16 protein-coding genes and 2 pseudogenes are annotated in these 16,397 nt (G+C 40.7%); 13 read left to right on the top strand and 5 right to left on the bottom strand.

Annotated features, from left to right (window positions below; all coding sequences use genetic code 11):
• The 12 genes and pseudogenes from AB4503_RS19835 to ltrA all read left to right on the top strand — a co-directional run.
• Positions 1 to 180, top strand: a 180-nt coding sequence (locus AB4503_RS19835) for a hypothetical protein (protein WP_371997027.1), incomplete at its 5' end; no start/stop codon positions are given.
• Positions 181 to 317: 137 nt separating this feature from the next.
• A complete protein-coding gene (locus tag AB4503_RS19830) occupies positions 318 to 683 on the top strand; it encodes a hypothetical protein (RefSeq protein ID WP_133153060.1) in 366 nt (121 codons plus the stop codon).
• A gap of 12 nt (positions 684 to 695) precedes the next feature.
• Positions 696 to 872 carry a hypothetical protein gene (locus AB4503_RS19825; protein ID WP_157939777.1) on the top strand — a complete coding sequence of 59 codons (177 nt, stop codon included), beginning with the start codon at positions 696 to 698 and terminating at the stop codon, positions 870 to 872.
• Positions 873 to 1,000: 128 nt separating this feature from the next.
• Positions 1,001 to 1,321: a hypothetical protein gene (locus AB4503_RS19820; protein ID WP_372047628.1), complete on the top strand. Its 321-nt coding sequence runs from the start codon at positions 1,001 to 1,003 to the stop codon at positions 1,319 to 1,321.
• A gap of 83 nt (positions 1,322 to 1,404) precedes the next feature.
• Complete coding sequence (locus AB4503_RS19815) at positions 1,405 to 1,527, top strand: DUF4113 domain-containing protein (protein ID WP_277870693.1); 123 nt, start codon at positions 1,405 to 1,407, stop codon at positions 1,525 to 1,527.
• 384 nt (positions 1,528 to 1,911) lie between these two features.
• The gene (locus AB4503_RS19810; RefSeq protein WP_102556540.1) at positions 1,912 to 2,757 is read left to right on the top strand and encodes a RepB family plasmid replication initiator protein; all 846 of its coding nucleotides are present in this window, start codon (positions 1,912 to 1,914) and stop codon (positions 2,755 to 2,757) included.
• Positions 2,758 to 3,897: 1,140 nt separating this feature from the next.
• Positions 3,898 to 4,176, top strand: coding sequence for a type II toxin-antitoxin system RelE/ParE family toxin (locus AB4503_RS19805; RefSeq protein WP_016786836.1), 279 nt, complete (start codon positions 3,898 to 3,900; stop codon positions 4,174 to 4,176).
• On the top strand, positions 4,176 to 4,478 hold the full coding sequence (locus tag AB4503_RS19800; protein WP_016786835.1) for a HigA family addiction module antitoxin: 303 nt from the start codon (positions 4,176 to 4,178) through the stop codon (positions 4,476 to 4,478). Before AB4503_RS19805 ends, AB4503_RS19800 begins: the two co-directional genes overlap by 1 nt.
• 517 nt (positions 4,479 to 4,995) lie before the next feature.
• Positions 4,996 to 5,952, top strand: coding sequence for an NYN domain-containing protein (locus AB4503_RS19795; RefSeq protein WP_372115621.1), 957 nt, complete (start codon positions 4,996 to 4,998; stop codon positions 5,950 to 5,952).
• A gap of 252 nt (positions 5,953 to 6,204) precedes the next feature.
• A complete protein-coding gene (locus AB4503_RS19790; RefSeq protein ID WP_076678502.1) occupies positions 6,205 to 6,759 on the top strand; it encodes a recombinase family protein in 555 nt (184 codons plus the stop codon).
• Positions 6,760 to 6,943: 184 nt separating this feature from the next.
• Positions 6,944 to 7,213 carry a hypothetical protein gene (locus AB4503_RS19785; RefSeq protein WP_029223978.1) on the top strand — a complete coding sequence of 90 codons (270 nt, stop codon included), beginning with the start codon at positions 6,944 to 6,946 and terminating at the stop codon, positions 7,211 to 7,213.
• A gap of 604 nt (positions 7,214 to 7,817) precedes the next feature.
• A pseudogene (ltrA, locus tag AB4503_RS19780) lies at positions 7,818 to 9,289 on the top strand (group II intron reverse transcriptase/maturase).
• A 342-nt stretch (positions 9,290 to 9,631) separates the two neighbouring features.
• Here ltrA and AB4503_RS19775 read toward each other — a convergent pair.
• The 4 genes from AB4503_RS19775 to AB4503_RS19760 all read right to left on the bottom strand — a co-directional run bounded on the left by AB4503_RS19775 (position 9,632) and on the right by AB4503_RS19760 (position 15,164).
• On the bottom strand, positions 9,632 to 11,587 hold the full coding sequence (locus AB4503_RS19775) for a methyl-accepting chemotaxis protein (RefSeq protein ID WP_017098238.1): 1,956 nt from the start codon (positions 11,585 to 11,587) through the stop codon (positions 9,632 to 9,634).
• A gap of 634 nt (positions 11,588 to 12,221) precedes the next feature.
• Positions 12,222 to 12,398, bottom strand: coding sequence for a hypothetical protein (locus AB4503_RS19770; protein WP_372048956.1), 177 nt, complete (start codon positions 12,396 to 12,398; stop codon positions 12,222 to 12,224).
• Positions 12,395 to 13,672 (bottom strand): MFS transporter, encoded by a 1,278-nt coding sequence (locus tag AB4503_RS19765; protein WP_372048957.1) that lies wholly within the window; start codon positions 13,670 to 13,672, stop codon positions 12,395 to 12,397. The genes AB4503_RS19770 and AB4503_RS19765 overlap by 4 nt, the downstream gene beginning before the upstream one ends.
• 460 nt (positions 13,673 to 14,132) lie before the next feature.
• Positions 14,133 to 15,164 (bottom strand): IS630 family transposase, encoded by a 1,032-nt coding sequence (locus AB4503_RS19760; RefSeq protein WP_371708614.1) that lies wholly within the window; start codon positions 15,162 to 15,164, stop codon positions 14,133 to 14,135.
• Between the two features lie 299 nt (positions 15,165 to 15,463).
• On the opposite strand from AB4503_RS19760, the gene AB4503_RS19755 reads away from it, so the two are divergent.
• Positions 15,464 to 15,598, top strand: a complete 135-nt coding sequence (locus tag AB4503_RS19755; protein ID WP_372048958.1) for a hypothetical protein — start codon at positions 15,464 to 15,466, stop codon at positions 15,596 to 15,598.
• A gap of 562 nt (positions 15,599 to 16,160) precedes the next feature.
• On the opposite strand, the pseudogene AB4503_RS19750 reads toward AB4503_RS19755, so the two are convergent.
• A pseudogene (locus tag AB4503_RS19750) lies at positions 16,161 to 16,397 on the bottom strand (IS5/IS1182 family transposase); the annotation flags it as partial.

The following is a 16,397-nucleotide window of genomic DNA, read 5'->3' as shown; positions in this document are numbered from 1 at the left end:
GTTCCAGAACTAAATGCGGCAGTCGGTTACTTGCAAAACAACCGTAACATGAACATGAAAATCGCAATTTCAGTTAAACCGCAGAACCCTACAGTGCATTTGGTGATTGGCCACAAGAGTAATGTAGAGAAAGAATATCCACTGTATCGGATCTCACAGACCTTTGTACTACTCATCTAATGAACAGTTAGGAGCGTTATATGTTGTTGTCTTGGTTTAGCGACGACTACCAAGACCATAACCGATTAATACCATCCAATCGAATAACAAGGGAGATTCAGCCCTGTATCGTTGTAATGACTAAACAAGAGGATTACATGAAAAAAGCACTTTTACTAATAGCTTTATTGGCAAGCCCTACGCTCGCATCTCAATTGACAGAAGTATTTACCGATAAATCTGATTGTTCGGTTAAACAAGTAGGTTATGTGCTAAAAGACAATCCAGTTGTTTTTTCTGGCGAACATTGGCGCGGAAAATTTTTCTCCGGATGTAATGCTTTTATCCCCAAGAAAGAGTTCGATAAGGATTTCTCTATTTGCTATCTAACAGGTGTAAGTGTTAAAGCAATAGGTAGCTGTAGGTTTGGCGAGAATACTAATGATGACGGTGTTAAAGGCTACATATTTGAATTTGATGATCAGGGTTCTACATCTTGTAGATTTACATGTGTGAAGCTGTAATGGGGAAAATAGATGCTTCAATCACACCAAAAAATGCAATGTTTGATGTCCCTTATTTTATCTTTGTTCGGCTTTGGAATTGCGCTGACCATGATAGTTTTAGACGTCAACACAGCAGCGAGAATAGCAGGTGTAATAGCGGCTTTCTTTAGTGGTTGGGGCTATACCTCTGCTTTGATTCATTATTAGGCTACTTAAGGCTTAATGTGGGATTACTTCGCAGTGTTAAGGATCTGTTTAATTCCATTCGGTGCATAATTGCAGTCGTTAACTATCGCATTATGCGTGAAGACACCAACTAGAGGGAAAGTTGTCGCATGAAAACAAGTCAGATTTTGGAATTGCTAAGAAAGGCATCACCAACATTACAAGTCAAGATTCAATATAAAAAGTATGGTGCACTACCAATTGGTAAAGTCTACCATGAACCGCCAAGAACCTTCCTCCAAGAAGCAAAAGAGGAAGGGGTATACTCTAATGTTAAAGAGCTATTAGAGCGTCTTGAAAGCATTGATGCCACTGTTCCTTTTGATGCGGATTTAATTTCTGGTGATGATTGGAATTTCCAAGAAGTACAAAGTGTGCTTGAAAGCGAAGGAAAAGTCCTTATTCAAATTTCAGATCCAGTTTTTGATTAAGGGGAAAAATATTATCCACGCCGAGGCTCTGACAGAGAAGATCACCATGGACTTTCAGGTTGTGGATGAGCTTTGTCTGAAGTATTTTCAGAAGTCGATATCGTCATTTCTCCCAAGGAACAACACAACATTGGCAGATGAATCGTAACTTTTTATCGCCTCAATATACAACAAAGCTTAAAGATCTTTCTCAGATCATGTGTTGAGTTATTTATTTCAGATTTGTGTGTGGTCAACTTTCGTGAGGTACGAGCGAATAGTTGTCCATCGCCCAAATCAGACACAGGAACGCCAAAAGCGTTCCCCGTCAGTCATTTAGTATAAAGGATTCGGATAGTTATCCACTTATCCACAGGCCTAATTATCCTAATATGAACCTAATATGAACCTAATAGATCCAAATTGATCCTTGATCGCCTCAAAGCCTTGTCAGTATTGGCTTTATGCATGATCAGGGTGTAGCCTAAACCGTGATAGGTGTATCATAAACTGCATCGGGTGTAGCATGAACTGTAGACGGTGTATCATAGACTGTGTATGGTGTAGCATGAACTGCAAATTATGTTAGTAACTAAATTTGGATATTATCTATGGAAAACAAACTCTTATCGGTGATTAGTGATGGTCTGGTAATATCTGATACACATACTATCCAGCCCAATATATTAATCCGTACAGCCTTATTTACGCCTATTGCTAAGAACAGTAATAAAAGTGATGATCTTACTGTTGTAAAGCATAATGTAAGCGACGAGTTCAGAGATATATCCCTGTACAAACGTGAAGGATACGAATACGCATCTCTCAAAGGTGAAAGACTCAATGTACGAACAGACTTCAAAGTTTGGTGTGGGGTTGTCTTTGCTTTTTCAAAGTATGGTTATGATTCCGACAGAATAACAATGAAGCTCTCTGAATTTACAAAGTTTTGTGGATTCAGTACGCAGATGTTAAACACGAAGTTTCGTAAGCGTATCAAAGAGTCACTAGAGCGTATTCAGAGTCAAAAGATAAGTATGGCTACGAAAGATGGCTCTAAAGCGACATCAACCTCGTTGCTTAAGAAATTTGTTTATAATATGGATACCGATATTATCATCCTGGAAGGAGATCCTGACCTGTGGGAGCTGTATCGTATTGATCGTCAAATCTTAATTAGTATGCGCACCCTTTCGTCTATCCCAAGAGCTGAAACAGCCCAATGCTTATATTTGTTTTTTGCTTGCCTACCCGAAGACCCTTTCCCTGTATCTTTAAGTCGCATGAGAGATCGTCTTGCTTTGAATATGAGCAATAAGGAGGCTAATAGATCGATTAAATCGGCAATTAAGAGACTAGAATCAATTGGTTACTTACATGGGCAGGAAACGACGTGGCATGGTGAATGGGCTTATAAAATCACCAAGCGAAATAAAGCTTTACCCGAAATAAAGTAGCCAGCTTCCAATTGCCAATTACTATTGTGGTGTAACCATAACTGCACGTTTGGGATCGCTATGTCAGGTGTATCCATTACTGTAGTTTTGGGTTGGAAAATCGTATAACGCATACTGTGCACAAGCAATCTTCTTAAATGGTGTATCCAAAACTGCTTCTTTCCGCTTTCATTCTTCTAAAGGTGTAGCCATTACTGTGTTTTCTGTCTATATATTATAGAAAGGTGTAGCCTCAACTGTATTTAGTGCTATACAACTCATTGTTTCTACCTCTTGGTGTAGTGCAAACTGCATTTTATTTTTGTAGTGATTTACTTTTTAATTTTAAGTTATTGAAATTATTTAGTTAAAATATCGCTGCCTTATTTGTGAATATAGCTATTACACTAGGCGTAACAAAGACTGCTATAGTTATTTACGCTTCAAAAAGCCATTTTAAGCACTACTTGGGTGTAGCGCAGACTGTTTCTAATTCTTAAGTCATTAAAAATAGTGGTGTAGCCTAACCTGCTAATGTTAATGCTTTCCTATCTGTAAGCCGCAGCTAAGCCTAAAAAATATTCAAGAAGCCTTATTCATATCAGATCAATATTTTGGCTCGTTGGAATGTAAAGGCAACGATGAAAGTTAGGTTATATCGATTACACCTACCGCTTTCTTTATTGATCAAAAATATTTGTTGTGTCGATCGCTGGTAAACTTTTGGCAAAACTTACCAATGATTAAGCGAAAGTTTACCACCATTATATCTAGGGCTTTTACGCACACCGGTTACACCGCATCTGTGCTTTGCCTGTTTTCCCCTAACTTTTGCACTGTGGCCAACATAGTCAAATCTGTCTATTCTACTTCCATCATTGCGGCCAACACTGCCAGTCTTTCTTTTGGATCTAATGCTTGGTAGTTTTTAGCCCATCGTTGGGCTTTCAGCGTTGCAAAAACATGTTGCGAAACCAAAATGAATGGCAATAGGTAAATGCAATCAGGGAACTTTTGCTTAGCGTAGGATAATTTACTAATTCCCTCTCTACCCCACCTTTAATGATCACGGGTAGAGCAAAACTGGCTAAAAGAACAGATGAGGGCTAAAATGTCTTTACCAAGATTGTAGCGTGAAGCGCAACGCGCTATAGTATCTACATGATAAAATCATTTAAGCATACTGGTCTGGAAAAGTTCTTTGTTAAAGGGACTGCTGCGGGTATCCAAGCCAAACATATCAAAAAGCTAAGGTTACAGTTAGCTGTAATCAATACCGCAAGTGTTATCGCTGATATCAATAAACCTGGCTGGAGACTACATCAGCTAAACCCAAAGAAAGATGATATTTGGGCTATTGATGTTAACGGCAACTGGCGCGTTACGTTTCAGTTTAGAAATGGAAACGCTTTTATACTCGACTATAGGGACTATCACTAATGATTATGCACAACCCTCCACATCCGGGCGAACTAATCCACGATGTGTACCTTGAACCGTTTAACCTTAGTTCTAGAGCCGTAGCCAAGAACTTGGGTGTAAGTCCATCTACTTTCAACCGCATCGTGAAAGGCCAAAGCTCTATCAGCCCTGAGATGGCACTAAAGCTACAGGTTGTACTGGGCGGAACTCCTGAGAGTTGGTTAGCGATGCAACACCAGTATGATTTATGGAAAGCAAAGCAGACTATTAACCTCAAGGCTGTTAAAACTATAGATTTTGACCAGCTAGCTTTGGCTTAGTCAGATTAGCAAGTGATCATTGGGCTCTGAGCTGCGCTAGAGAAGATATTGCAGAGGCTCGTAGAGTTATAAACATTTTTTTAATCCTAACTACTCCCCCGAATGATCGCTCCAGTCAGACTGGACACTGAACTTAAGTGAATTTTCCATACTTGATTCATTTGCAATAATTGAATTAGTGCGCACCCAAACACAAACCAACCTTTTTGCTAGAGCCCTTAATCATTGTTGCAATGGTTAGGGGCTCTTTTAATAAGTGTCCATTAAGGTTTGAATATGCGTATAGAAATGAAAGTTCAAGGTAAGGAATCTTAATGTTTAATGCGAGACCATCTAGATGGAAAATTTGTTCGGGCCTAACTACTTAGTCAACAAAATAACTTGACACTTCTGCTGTATCGTTTAGTATCAGAGTTAACAACTAATCCTATAGGGTGGCGAGGCTTGACCCCATCTCGTAGGAAGAAAAAGCCGACTTTATGTCGGTTTTTTCGTATCTGAAGGATCGATAAGTACATTGAATACGCGAGTCTACATTGACGGTTACAACCTTTACTACGGATGTTTAAAGAAAAGCCCGTACAAATGGCTAGATTTAAAAGCCTTGTTTGAAAGTCAAATTTTGCCTAGCGTTTATCATGAAAACTCTACGCCTCAACTACTTAATCAGGGAATTAAATTCTTTACAGCAAAAATTGTAGAGAAAGCAGCTCTAGATACCAACTCTACTAAAGACCAAGAAACTTACCATAATGCTCTGCAAAAGCATTTGGGAGATGACTTGTGCTTATATGAGGGGTACTACGCAGTTAACAAAGTTCATGTTTACCAAGTTCAGGGAAATACCCTTCCACGAGACTGTGATAGAGTTGAAATCTGGAAGCTGGAGGAAAAACAGAGTGATGTAAACCTTGCTACTGAAGCTTTATTTGATGTGGTAACACAGCAAGACTTAGAACAAATTGTTTATGTTAGCAACGATACTGATATTGCTGCATCAATGATAAAGGTTCGTGAGTACAATAAAATTCGTGTAATTCAAGGCTGGAGCCAGGTAAGAATCGGTCTTGTTATTCCAACAAAACCTGCCACTGACCCCGATGATGAAGAGACTCGAAGAGCAAACAAAACTTTGTCAGAGCTAGCTGATTGGACTGTTAAACACATTACCAAAGAGTGGTTAGAAAAGTCCCAACTTCCTCATAAAGTTCCTAATGGCCGTAGACCTGCGACTATCCCTACCTCTTGGCATCCTGAATCAGAAATGTTTGCTCTTGTGATGGAAGAACTTGGTAAGGTTCATAGCCTTAGTGAGTCATGGCAATGGTTGGCGACTACTAAACCAAATATAGATGGCTTAATTGACTTAACATTGGTCACACCACTTGATGCTCTGCGCACAACAGAAGGGGCTATAGGGGTTTATGATCATGCTAAGGCTTATGTTAAGTACAAAATTAATAAGCAAAACTAATCTGGGCTAGCCATATTGATCTTCACCATCAAAACTGGCCACCAAGTTAAGCCTCTTTCCATACTTTTATTTATTCATTGCTACAATGATTAAAGATTGAGCCTCCTAATCATTTAAGTGATTGTCCATTAAGGTGTAACTTTATGGACATTACTCACAATCATCTAATAACTGTTCAGTTAGTCTTTATAATTTAAAGTGAACATGTACACTTGTGTATCAATATCTTTAAGTTCACTTTTAGGCCATTTTATGAAAATTGGTTATGCTCGTGTTAGCACCCAAGACCAAACGCTCGATGTTCAACTTGAACAACTTAAACGTCTTGGTTGTGAAAAAATTTACCAAGAGCAAGCGAGCGGTAAATCTTCTGATAGAAAACAGCTTAACCTGTTGCTGGATTTTGCAAGGGAGGGAGATGTTATTCATGTTACCAAAGTCGACCGCATTGCTCGAAATACCATTGATGCTTTGCAAATTGCCGATCAACTAGCGCAAAAGAAAGCGGGTTTGGTGTTTCATGATTTGGGGGATTTAGATATCAATAGCGATGTAGGTCGAGTTATTTATACGACCATATCGGCGTTTGCTGAAATGGAAAGAAAACGAATATTACAGCGTTGTAATGAAGGCAGAGAGCGTGCTCGCTCTGAAGGAAGGCATCTTGGCCGATTTCCTAATAAGACGCTTCATACACGTATTCAAGAGCTTGCAGGCCAAGGAATGAACAAGCATGCGATCAGTAAAGAGTTAGAGTGCAGTAGGACTACGGTCTATAAGGTTCTAGGAAAAAATATCTCTCTTTAGAATCGCGAACAAAGCTGTTCTTTAAATGAGTAAAGAGCTGACTGACGTTGCTTCGCTCTGTCGGCTTCATACTGACTCTACATGCAAGCATATAGCAGCCAGCACGAACCTATCCCTTGATGAAATAAACAAATTTTCAGAATTTTAATTTAATTATTGTTGCAATGATTAAGAGGCAGAGAGAATGAAAAGAGCAAGAATGAGCCAGGTTCAAAAAGAGGTCTTAAGATGTTTGGCCAAGGCGTTCATTAAAGGAGTAAAAGAAGGTAAGTCAACCGTCATCAACCTGGCCGTCAATCAAGTGCTTGGGAGAGATATTCACCCGAACAACTTCCGAGTTTCATGTAAAGCTCTTGAAGAGTGTGGACTGGTTATGCGCAAAAAAGTGGATCTAGATTGGTACATCAATATAACGCCAAAGGGGTTTGATAAGGTACTCACTTGGCTTGATTAAACGATGCTTCTGAAACTCATTTTTGGACGTGCGACATGAGGTCGTATGCAGCGCTGTCCATCGCGTTAAGAATGGACCATCTGTATCACCAGATGAGCCTAGGAGCCTGAATTAAGTAGCGGCTCTGACAATGTAACGAAGACAAGAAACTATCTTGTCGGGAGCTAAATCGCGAGAGAAGGCTCCTCCTGATAACCACATAAATCGGGTGAGTGCTAGGCAGGTAGTATGGTGAACACACGTGAATCCGTTCAAGGTGCGTTATATTACGAAGCAGCGGAAGTGGTTTATACGCTGTAGCCAAAAGGCACTAAGAGTAGGAAAGAGATTGTCCAATGCTCTTTCGTGATCAACACGCTCTTCGCACCATAGCGGGCACCTAACCTACCATCGCGCTGCATACGGAACATGGTAAGCCTGTATCACTCCCTCTGGGAAAGCCTGTGTGGCCGATAGTGATGCAGGTATAGGAGGTTGGAAAAAGCTAAGGCTGCATTGTAACGATGTAGATACAGACTTGTGTCTGGTCACGAAAGTGAGCCCACTTCCAACTGGTCTCTCGTTGCGAGAGAGTTTGAAGAACTTTATTAAGGAAGAAAAGCAAATGATGATTTCGAATGAGATTAGTGCATCTTCTGACAGTGCACAGTGGCAATCCATTAACTGGAAGGCCGTAGAGGCGAACGTCTTAAAGCTTCAAATGCGTATCGCAAAGGCAACTAGAGACGGTAAACACGGCAAAGCTAAAGCATTGCAGTGGATACTGACTCATTCTCGCTCAGCAGAACTTCTTGCTGTTAAGCGGGTTTCTCAAAATAAAGGCAGTAAACGCCTGGAATAGACGGCGTTGTCTGGAACACAGACGCGCGTCGTATGAAAGCAGTAAATCAACTGAGTCGGAAAGCTTATCAAGCTAAACCACTCAAGCGTATCTACATCCCCAAAAAGAACGGTAAGCTCAGGCCTCTGGGTATTCCATGCATGATTGATAGAGCCCAACAAGCTCTCCATCTTCTAGCATTAGAACCTGTGTCCGAAACGCTTGCCGACCCTAATAGTTATGGTTTTAGACCAAATCGCAGCACGGCTGACGCAATCGGCCAGTGTTTCATCTGTTTGAGTCAGAAACGGTCAGCACAATGGGTTCTTGAAGGGGACATCAAAGCCTGTTTCGACAAAATTGGGCATCAATGGCTGATGGATAATGTTGCTGTTGATAAACGTATGTTGAAGCAATGGCTAAAGTCTGGCTTTGTAGACAAAGGGCTGTTTTACGACACCGACGAAGGCACGCCTCAAGGCGGAATTATATCCCCCACCTTGATGTTGATGACGTTATCGGGTCTCGAACAGCGCATTAAATCTACCGCGCTTAAGAAAGGCGCAAGAGCTAACTTTATTGGATATGCCGACGATTTCGTCGTCACCTGCGCTTCAAAGGAAGTGTTGGAGAACGATATCAAACCACTGATTGCTGACTTCTTAGCGGTACGAGGCTTAACGTTATCCGAAGAGAAAACGCACATTACTCACATCAACGACGGTTTTGACTTCCTTGGGTTCAACCATAGGAAGTACAAAGGAAAACTGCTCATCAAACCGAGCAAGGCCAATACGTTGACGTTCCTAAGTAACTTGCGCGGACTCATCAAAAAGCACGTTACCCTACCGGTGAACGACCTTATCAAACTGATTAACCCAAAGCTTAGAGGGTGGTCGAACTATTATCGCCACTGCGTAGCTAAGCAGGTATTCAGTTATGTCGGTCACAAACTATTTCAAGCGTTATGGCATTGGGCTAAAAGGCGACATCCAACAAAATCTAAAACTTGGATCGCCTTGAAATACTTCATCAACCGAAAAGGCCAATGGCAGTTTCACGGTTGGCAGAAGATAAAGGATATGGATTGCCAGTTTAATCTTTTCCAAATAGCTAAAGTGCCGATAGAAAGACATGTGAAGATCCGAAGCGCAGTGACACCTTTCGACCCTCAATACCAAGAATACTTGGGAAAGAGAAAACACAAAAGGCTAGCTCGTAATTCTTGGATTGAACCTGCTCTCACTGCTTTATAAGTTGCTGGGTATCATTTGATGCCTTTGTAGAGGCTTAAGCCTAGTGCAGTGAAAGTTGCACGCTGGGTTCTTAGGGAGACGGCACTTGGTAACAAGTGTCGTCCACCCGACAGAAATCGTTTTGCGGTCAGAGGCAGAATCTACCCTTCGGATAAGTTTTAGTACTGCAAAATGCAGTACTTACGTCCTTTGTTAAGATGCTGCTCTCGAACGGAAATGAACATTTTCTACCACCTTTAGTTTGTTGCACAACGCTTATTGTATGTGGAAATTATGACTACGCATACACAAATGAGCGTTTGATTTTTGTATTGAAGACCTTTTTTGGATTAGCCCAATCAATTACGTCCTGAATCTGGAAACAAGGGTATTCAGATTCAAAGCGATATCATCAAGCTCCTTGGCATTGTCATTCGCACTGTTAGAAATATCCTTAACCACTACAGCATCTTGATGTATTTGATGAATATGACCGTTGATTTCTTCTGCAACTTGATGCTGTTGCTCTGCAGCTGTTGCTATCTGTATATTCATTTGACGAATAACGTCAACCGAACTGGAAATTCCATGAAAGCTACTCTGTACTGCCTGAGTGATTTCTACGGTTTGGCTAGAATTATTGAGACTATGACTCATATGTTGAGTGACTTGTTTGGTTTGAACCTGAAGCCTGTTGACTAACTCATCAATCTCCTGAGTAGAATCTGCGGTCCTCTTCGCGAGCGCGCGAACTTCGTCAGCAACTACAGCGAATCCTCGGCCTTGCTCTCCGGCTCTTGCTGCTTCAATAGCGGCATTCAATGCAAGTAGATTAGTTTGGTCGGCAATATCTCTGATTGTGTCGAGAATCATAGTGATTCCATGAGTATCATTTTCTAGGCTCTTTAGTTCGCTTGAAGACTGAGTTAGCGCTTCTGATAGTAGGTGGACACTTTGAACTGCCAGATCAATATGCTGACGACCTTCATCAACCAGTTTTTGACCAACCGTTGCAGAATCCGCTGCGGCAGCACATGAAGTAGATACTTCGTTGGCAGTCGCAACCATTTCATTGAATGCTGTTGATACTTGCTCCAGAGCTTGGCTTTGACGATCCGATGTTTCAGCCATTTTTCCTGCAATTTCGATCGCTTGCTCTGATGAGTTAAGCATTTGTTTACCAGATTCGGTGATTTGAAGAACAATCAGTTTTATTGCATCAAGGAATTGGTTGAAGTAACTAGCCAGTTTTCCAGTTTCATCTTTGGAATCGATAGAGATTGTCTTCGTGAGATCACCTTCACCTGATGCGATTTCTTTAAGACTGTCAGAAACAATTTGTAGCGGTTTAGCAATTGTGTTCGCGAATAGGGCAGCGACAAATATGAACAGGAGAATAAGCCCAGACACAGTATAGACAATGAGCTCCAGAGTCTCATTACGGGAGCTCATCACTTCATCCTGACTAATGATGCCAACGAACTTCCAGCCTAGCACTTTAGATTCATACACATTAGCCATGTAGCTTTGTCCATCCAGTTCAATATTGACCAGGCCAGATTTTGTATTATTAATTGTGCGATAGCTTCCACTAAGTTCATCGATTTGTTTAAAGCTGTTTTCCGGCTTTCCTGCATCGACCAGGATATTGCCTGAATCTTCGATCATCATTAGATAACCGTTTTCACCAAGCTTGATATTTTTGATGATATCCGTGAGAGTTTTTAGTGAAACGTCGATAGCAATAACACCACCTCTTCGACCATTTTTTGAGTCAAATGTCCTTGTGGTACTTAAGATCACAGCATCATCTGGTTCCCAGTAATAGGCCTGTCCACGAACGATATCTGAAGGCGAGGTGCTAGCAGCTTTATAAAATGGACGGCCCCTAGGATCATAGTTTTCAGGGCTTCCCCCTGTAGGCCATTGTATAAATCCACCATCTTCAGTTCCCATGTAGATATAGGCATATTCAGGATGGGTTTTACCCACCTGATCAAATAGTGAGTAAATAGTCCGTTCCACAGACCCATTTTCTTCCGGAGTCATCTCTGCGCTCGGTTTCCCCATGTAGGTAGTTATGCTGTCATCTGCATGGATCAATTGAGGGCTTTTTGCGAGATAGGTGAGGTTTTCTCCAATATCTTTAAAGTAGATTGAAACCGCATTTTCAACCTGGCGTATTTCGTTGTTACTGCTGGATACAAAATTATCCAAGGCGAGGTTCTTTAGAATATTAGCAACTAAAATAGAGACGATAGTAATAGGGATCAGTATGCCGATGACTTGGGCAATCAATAGTTTCTTCTTTATGTTCATGTGGGCACTTCTAGTTATTTTAAGTTAACCAAATTTAACTTAAAGATGGTAATCTAGGCCTAAAATCTAACTGAGATCGTTTGACCTACCTATCAACAGAGCTATTTTTTCAGCGGTTTTTCTGGCTACCATCTTCCGATATAGCCTTTGCTAACTATCTCTTCTTATGGGCTAAACTTAACAAATACGGGATTGTTCTATTGTGGTATGTTGTATTCTGAAAATATCTATTGTTGGAGTGAGTATAAAACTACATTTGAATTATCACTTCAAGAAATAGATACTTTTACTTAACTATATGTGACGATAAACTCTATTTGCTGACAAAACAGTAACTTATGAATTAATTAAACATTGGTAAACCCCCAGCTACGCTGGGGGGACTTGCATAGGTTTGACCGTGGCAACGGTGTAACCTCAAAAGTAAAGAGGTAATAACCTATACGAGGTTATTTCGTATCAACAATTGGTTTGGAGAAGCAAGTAGTTCTTGAATATTTCGAGACCCAAGAAAGGAAGATGCTTACCGTCATTAACTAGTTTTTGAAGTTTAGCGCCTTGGGCGCTTACTTAAGCCCTTTGAGGGCGTAACCCAATAAGCCGAGGTCATTTAACTATTTTTAACTAAAAAGCGTTAGTGAGTGGTTTCCCATTGCTTTAGCTGTTGATACTCTTCATCTTCCTCATTATTAACATCCAACTCAAGAGCATTAACAGCTTGCTTAACCGTTTTCAATGCTTCTGCGAAGTTAGGATGCTTAACTCCAATCTGCATAATAAAAATAAACTCTATTGCATCTTGAGTGTTCATTGGTTCGAATCCATTTTGATTAGTGCTAGTGATAGAACGATAAGTAGTATAGAGATAATACCTAAGATGCTAAACACACCACTCCAGCCATAACTACCCTGAATAAGAGCAATAGGAGCCCCAGCAAGTGCTGAACCGATATAAGTCACCCCACCTTTAAGGCCTGTTGCAGCACCAGCTCCATCAGCGTGTGCTGCTTCTATTATGCCTAGTGCAAACAACATTTGGGGGCCATAGATACCAACACCAATCAAACCAAACATAATAGAAACTAGCATGTAGCTTGCATTCATGAAGAGGAATACACCTATCATTGATGCAGCAAGGATCAAGGTATAAATTAGAATAGTTTTCCAGCGGTCAGCAGCAAACAACTTATCTGAGATAAGTCCTGAGGTTAAGCCACCAATCACTCCCCCAACCTCAAACCAAGAGACAAGAGAGTTAGCTTTAACAAGCTCCCAGTGTTGAACTTGAGTGAAATAGATGCTTGGCCAATCAGAGGCCACTGTACGGATAATATAGATAGCAAGGTCACCACAGATTGCCATCCAGATAATTGGGTTGGTTAAAATGTAGCGCTTAAACATATCCCAAAGCTTTAGATTTTCTTCAGAACGTGCATTGATAGCAAGCTGTTTGTCATCTTGCTTCCATTCCCCTACATTTGGCAGACCATATTTTTCTGGTCTATCTTTCATAAAGATCGCCGTAATAATAGCCTGAACAGCTGTGATAATCGCTGGTACGTAGAATGCCATACGCCAGTTACCTGTTGATGCAATCACAGCAGATGCGATAAGTGGTGCCAGTGCGCCACCAACGTTATGAGAAGTATTCCAGATACAGTACCAACCACCACGCTCAGACTTTGAATACCATTGAGAGATAGCTTTCGCAATAGGTGGGAAGCCACAGCCCTGCACTAATGCCATGACGCAGTACCAGAATAATATGCTATTTACAGAGTCACTTGAGCCAATGAATACACATACTGCGGTCACACTTGCAAGGATTGGTGCAAGCATTAAACGAGGGTTAATGCGGTCAGCAGCTAGGCCAGATGAGAATTTTGCAATACCGTAAAGAACGTAATAAATTGATGATGCAAAGCCAAACTGAACCGCAGTCATACCCACATCTTGCATTAACGCAGGGGCCGCAGCGGAGAATGCCTTTCTAGATATATACATGACGGTATAGGTCAAAAAAGTCGTTAAGATTATTTGCCACCGAAAATTTCTATATGTTGCATCTAACTTAGATGTATCCATTTATAATTAATCCTATTGAATGTGTTAAATATAGATTTTTAAGTCAATAAAAGAAGAGTTTAATATGTAAACTCTTTAGGGAGAGTCCCGTATAGAGAGACATAATAAGATAGAAAAATGAATCAACAAGAGAGTGTATTTGAGAAAGGTTTGTCCCAAATAATTATATTTATGAGTCAAAAAAGGAATATTTTGAAATGTTGGAACTAAATATCCCCCGTCCTCCAGATGAAACGTAACACTTGAACGTCCTATGAATGCTGAGCGATTTACACTGCTCTCTGCATGTCTATTCATAATTTTGATTATAGTGAGAGAGATGACTGAACATCTAACATCAGAGGACAGATTCTACATTAAGCGTAAAGCAGAAAACGTATCAATGAGAGCTGTTGAGAGAGGGTTGGAACGAAGTCCATCTGGAGCTGAGGTGTCATACTCCTGATGATTTTATACCCAGTTAACTTGAAGATGCGCAGTTGAGCACCTGAAAATTATCATTTATTCGAGACACCAGTGAGCCTGCAATTTTAGGTAAAGTTTCCTCGAAAAATTGCTCTACTGCAGCTCTAAAATCAGCTTTGTTTTTAAAGTAAACATTATTTCTCGCGTGCTCATTCATCACTTTCCATAGCCGCTCAATTGGGTTTAGATTGGGGCTGTATGGTGGGAGGTAATGTAACTCTATGTTCAGTACATAAGCGGCATTTTTTACCATCTGACTGCGATGATAGCCTGCACCGTCCAATATGAGGTGAACCTTGTGCTCTAAGGGGTAGCTTTCGCGTATCTTGCAGAAAAATCGCACGATATTTTCACTATCAATGGTGTCATATTCGCTTACAACGGTGCCTTCAATATCTGCTAGATTTAAGGCGCCAACGATGTTCAAGCGACTTCGGCTTCCCGTTGTTTCAATGACTTTATCTTGTCCCTTTCGTATCCAGCCATGAGTGACCTTGGTGGCTTGTGTTGGGTGGACAGCATCCATGAAGATAATAGCTTCTTCCTTACCCAAACTAGCTTTAAGCCTCTTATAAAACTCAATGAAGTCAGCTTGTTGCTTTTCATCAAACTTATGTGGAACACCTTTAGGCTGCTTGTAACTAAAACCATGCTGATGTAACCACTTGTTCATGCCTGGCACACTGTATTCAACCCCAAATGACGCCCATACATAAGCGACAATTTGATGGGTGTGGTGATAGGTATTCTCTGTTAAGTGTCCAACTAACGCCCGAGTTTGGCTGGTAGAGAGATGACTTTGTGAACCACCATTTTGAGGCTTTAACTTATTTAACTGAAGGTAGTCGTTGAGATGTTGCCGCACAGTTGATTCATGAATGAGCAGCGCATCGGCAATTTCACGAGGACTCCAACCGTTACTTGCATGAATGACCGCTTTTATGCGGTCACGAACCCGTCCATCACGAGTAGTATCGTGTAAGACTTTTAGCTCCTGCTTTTGTTGGTTGGTCAGAGTAATTTTCATGGTTGATAGCATGATCTTCTCATTGCAAAAAATCAAGCTCCTTCAATGATCACGGGTATAGAGGATTGCATTGTTCGCAAGTTGCGGACAAACTGGCTAAGGCGAGAAGAACGGATGGCAGTAAATGAAAGGCTTTCAAAAGCGTTGACTCTTTTGTTGATGGCTATTTAAGAGAAATCCTAGCCAATCATACTTCTCCCAATGTCCTCAGTGGTGAGTTAGCTTTAAAACAACAAACACACGTTAGTAAGAATATGTTGTATCGCTACATCGAGTACCTTGAGGAACAAGGAGAGTCGATGCGTAAAGATGAATCTCCTGCCATAGCGGATAAAAATAAAATTAGTTATGTGGAAATTGACACTATTTCAGGAAAAACAATAAATATCAAACAATTAGTATTATTAATAAAGCCTATAAAGTGGTCACCATAAGAAGTCTAAAAGCAAGTCAGCAGAAGTGGTCATAGAAAGGTTTAAAGACGTCCATCAGTCTATATTCTACGACTTTAAAACTATCACGGCAGATAATGGGACAGAGTTTGCCAGCCATGAAGAGAGCGTAAAGATAACGAATGCAGACTTTTACTTTGTGAAACCGTATACGAGGGTTGAACGAACACACGAATGGGTTAATTCGTCGTTTCTTGCCGAAAGACACTGACTTTGATGAGATGAGCGATGAGGAACTGGCGAGAATAGAACACATTTTGAATACTCGCGGTCGAGAAAGTCTAGGGTTTTATTCACCTTACGATATATTTATGCAGTACCTAAATATGGCCTAGAGAGTGAGGTATTGCATCTCATGTGGCGGAAGGTCATTTTTTATATGTCCCTTTATGGGAACATTAAGTGTGGAATCTATTTTATACTTATTTACTGAAGTTTGACCTGACACACAATGTGATTAACATTGTTGATAGTTATTACAGTATAGATAGGCTTTGTTGCGTAATTAAATTTAAAGATAGAACTACCCCGTTTCGCGTATTTCTTAATCAATACGACAAGTTTCAGGCATACCTAACCCAGTAAGCTTGTTTAACGCTTTTATCATCGCGTAAGTTTCACCCACCTGGGCATTGTAATTTCTTAAGCTCAGTTGCCCTCCTAGCAACTGTTTAACTCGATACATCGCTGTTTCTGAGAGTGAACGTTTGTGGTATCCATACCGCTCTTTCCAATACTTATTTGAGCCGTATAATTTCTGGCAACCCACGGCGAGATTTCG

Origin of the sequence: Vibrio sp. 10N.222.55.B11 (assembly GCF_041473705.1) — a bacterium.
Classification (GTDB): domain Bacteria; phylum Pseudomonadota; class Gammaproteobacteria; order Enterobacterales; family Vibrionaceae; genus Vibrio; species Vibrio crassostreae_C.
This window is presented reverse-complemented; position numbering and strand designations above follow the sequence as displayed.

Coding starts and splice junctions, on each gene's coding strand:
- AB4503_RS19775 (WP_017098238.1), bottom strand. CDS start 11,587: ATGAACATAAAGAAGAAACTATTGATTGCCCAAGTCATCGGCATACTG.
- AB4503_RS19805 (WP_016786836.1), top strand. CDS start 3,898: ATGATAAAATCATTTAAGCATACTGGTCTGGAAAAGTTCTTTGTTAAA.
- AB4503_RS19765 (WP_372048957.1), bottom strand. CDS start 13,672: ATGGATACATCTAAGTTAGATGCAACATATAGAAATTTTCGGTGGCAA.
- AB4503_RS19755 (WP_372048958.1), top strand. CDS start 15,464: ATGCGTAAAGATGAATCTCCTGCCATAGCGGATAAAAATAAAATTAGT.
- AB4503_RS19820 (WP_372047628.1), top strand. CDS start 1,001: ATGAAAACAAGTCAGATTTTGGAATTGCTAAGAAAGGCATCACCAACA.
- AB4503_RS19760 (WP_371708614.1), bottom strand. CDS start 15,164: ATGAAAATTACTCTGACCAACCAACAAAAGCAGGAGCTAAAAGTCTTA.
- AB4503_RS19785 (WP_029223978.1), top strand. CDS start 6,944: ATGAAAAGAGCAAGAATGAGCCAGGTTCAAAAAGAGGTCTTAAGATGT.
- AB4503_RS19825 (WP_157939777.1), top strand. CDS start 696: ATGCTTCAATCACACCAAAAAATGCAATGTTTGATGTCCCTTATTTTA.
- AB4503_RS19830 (WP_133153060.1), top strand. CDS start 318: ATGAAAAAAGCACTTTTACTAATAGCTTTATTGGCAAGCCCTACGCTC.
- AB4503_RS19790 (WP_076678502.1), top strand. CDS start 6,205: ATGAAAATTGGTTATGCTCGTGTTAGCACCCAAGACCAAACGCTCGAT.
- AB4503_RS19810 (WP_102556540.1), top strand. CDS start 1,912: ATGGAAAACAAACTCTTATCGGTGATTAGTGATGGTCTGGTAATATCT.
- AB4503_RS19800 (WP_016786835.1), top strand. CDS start 4,176: ATGATTATGCACAACCCTCCACATCCGGGCGAACTAATCCACGATGTG.
- AB4503_RS19770 (WP_372048956.1), bottom strand. CDS start 12,398: ATGAACACTCAAGATGCAATAGAGTTTATTTTTATTATGCAGATTGGA.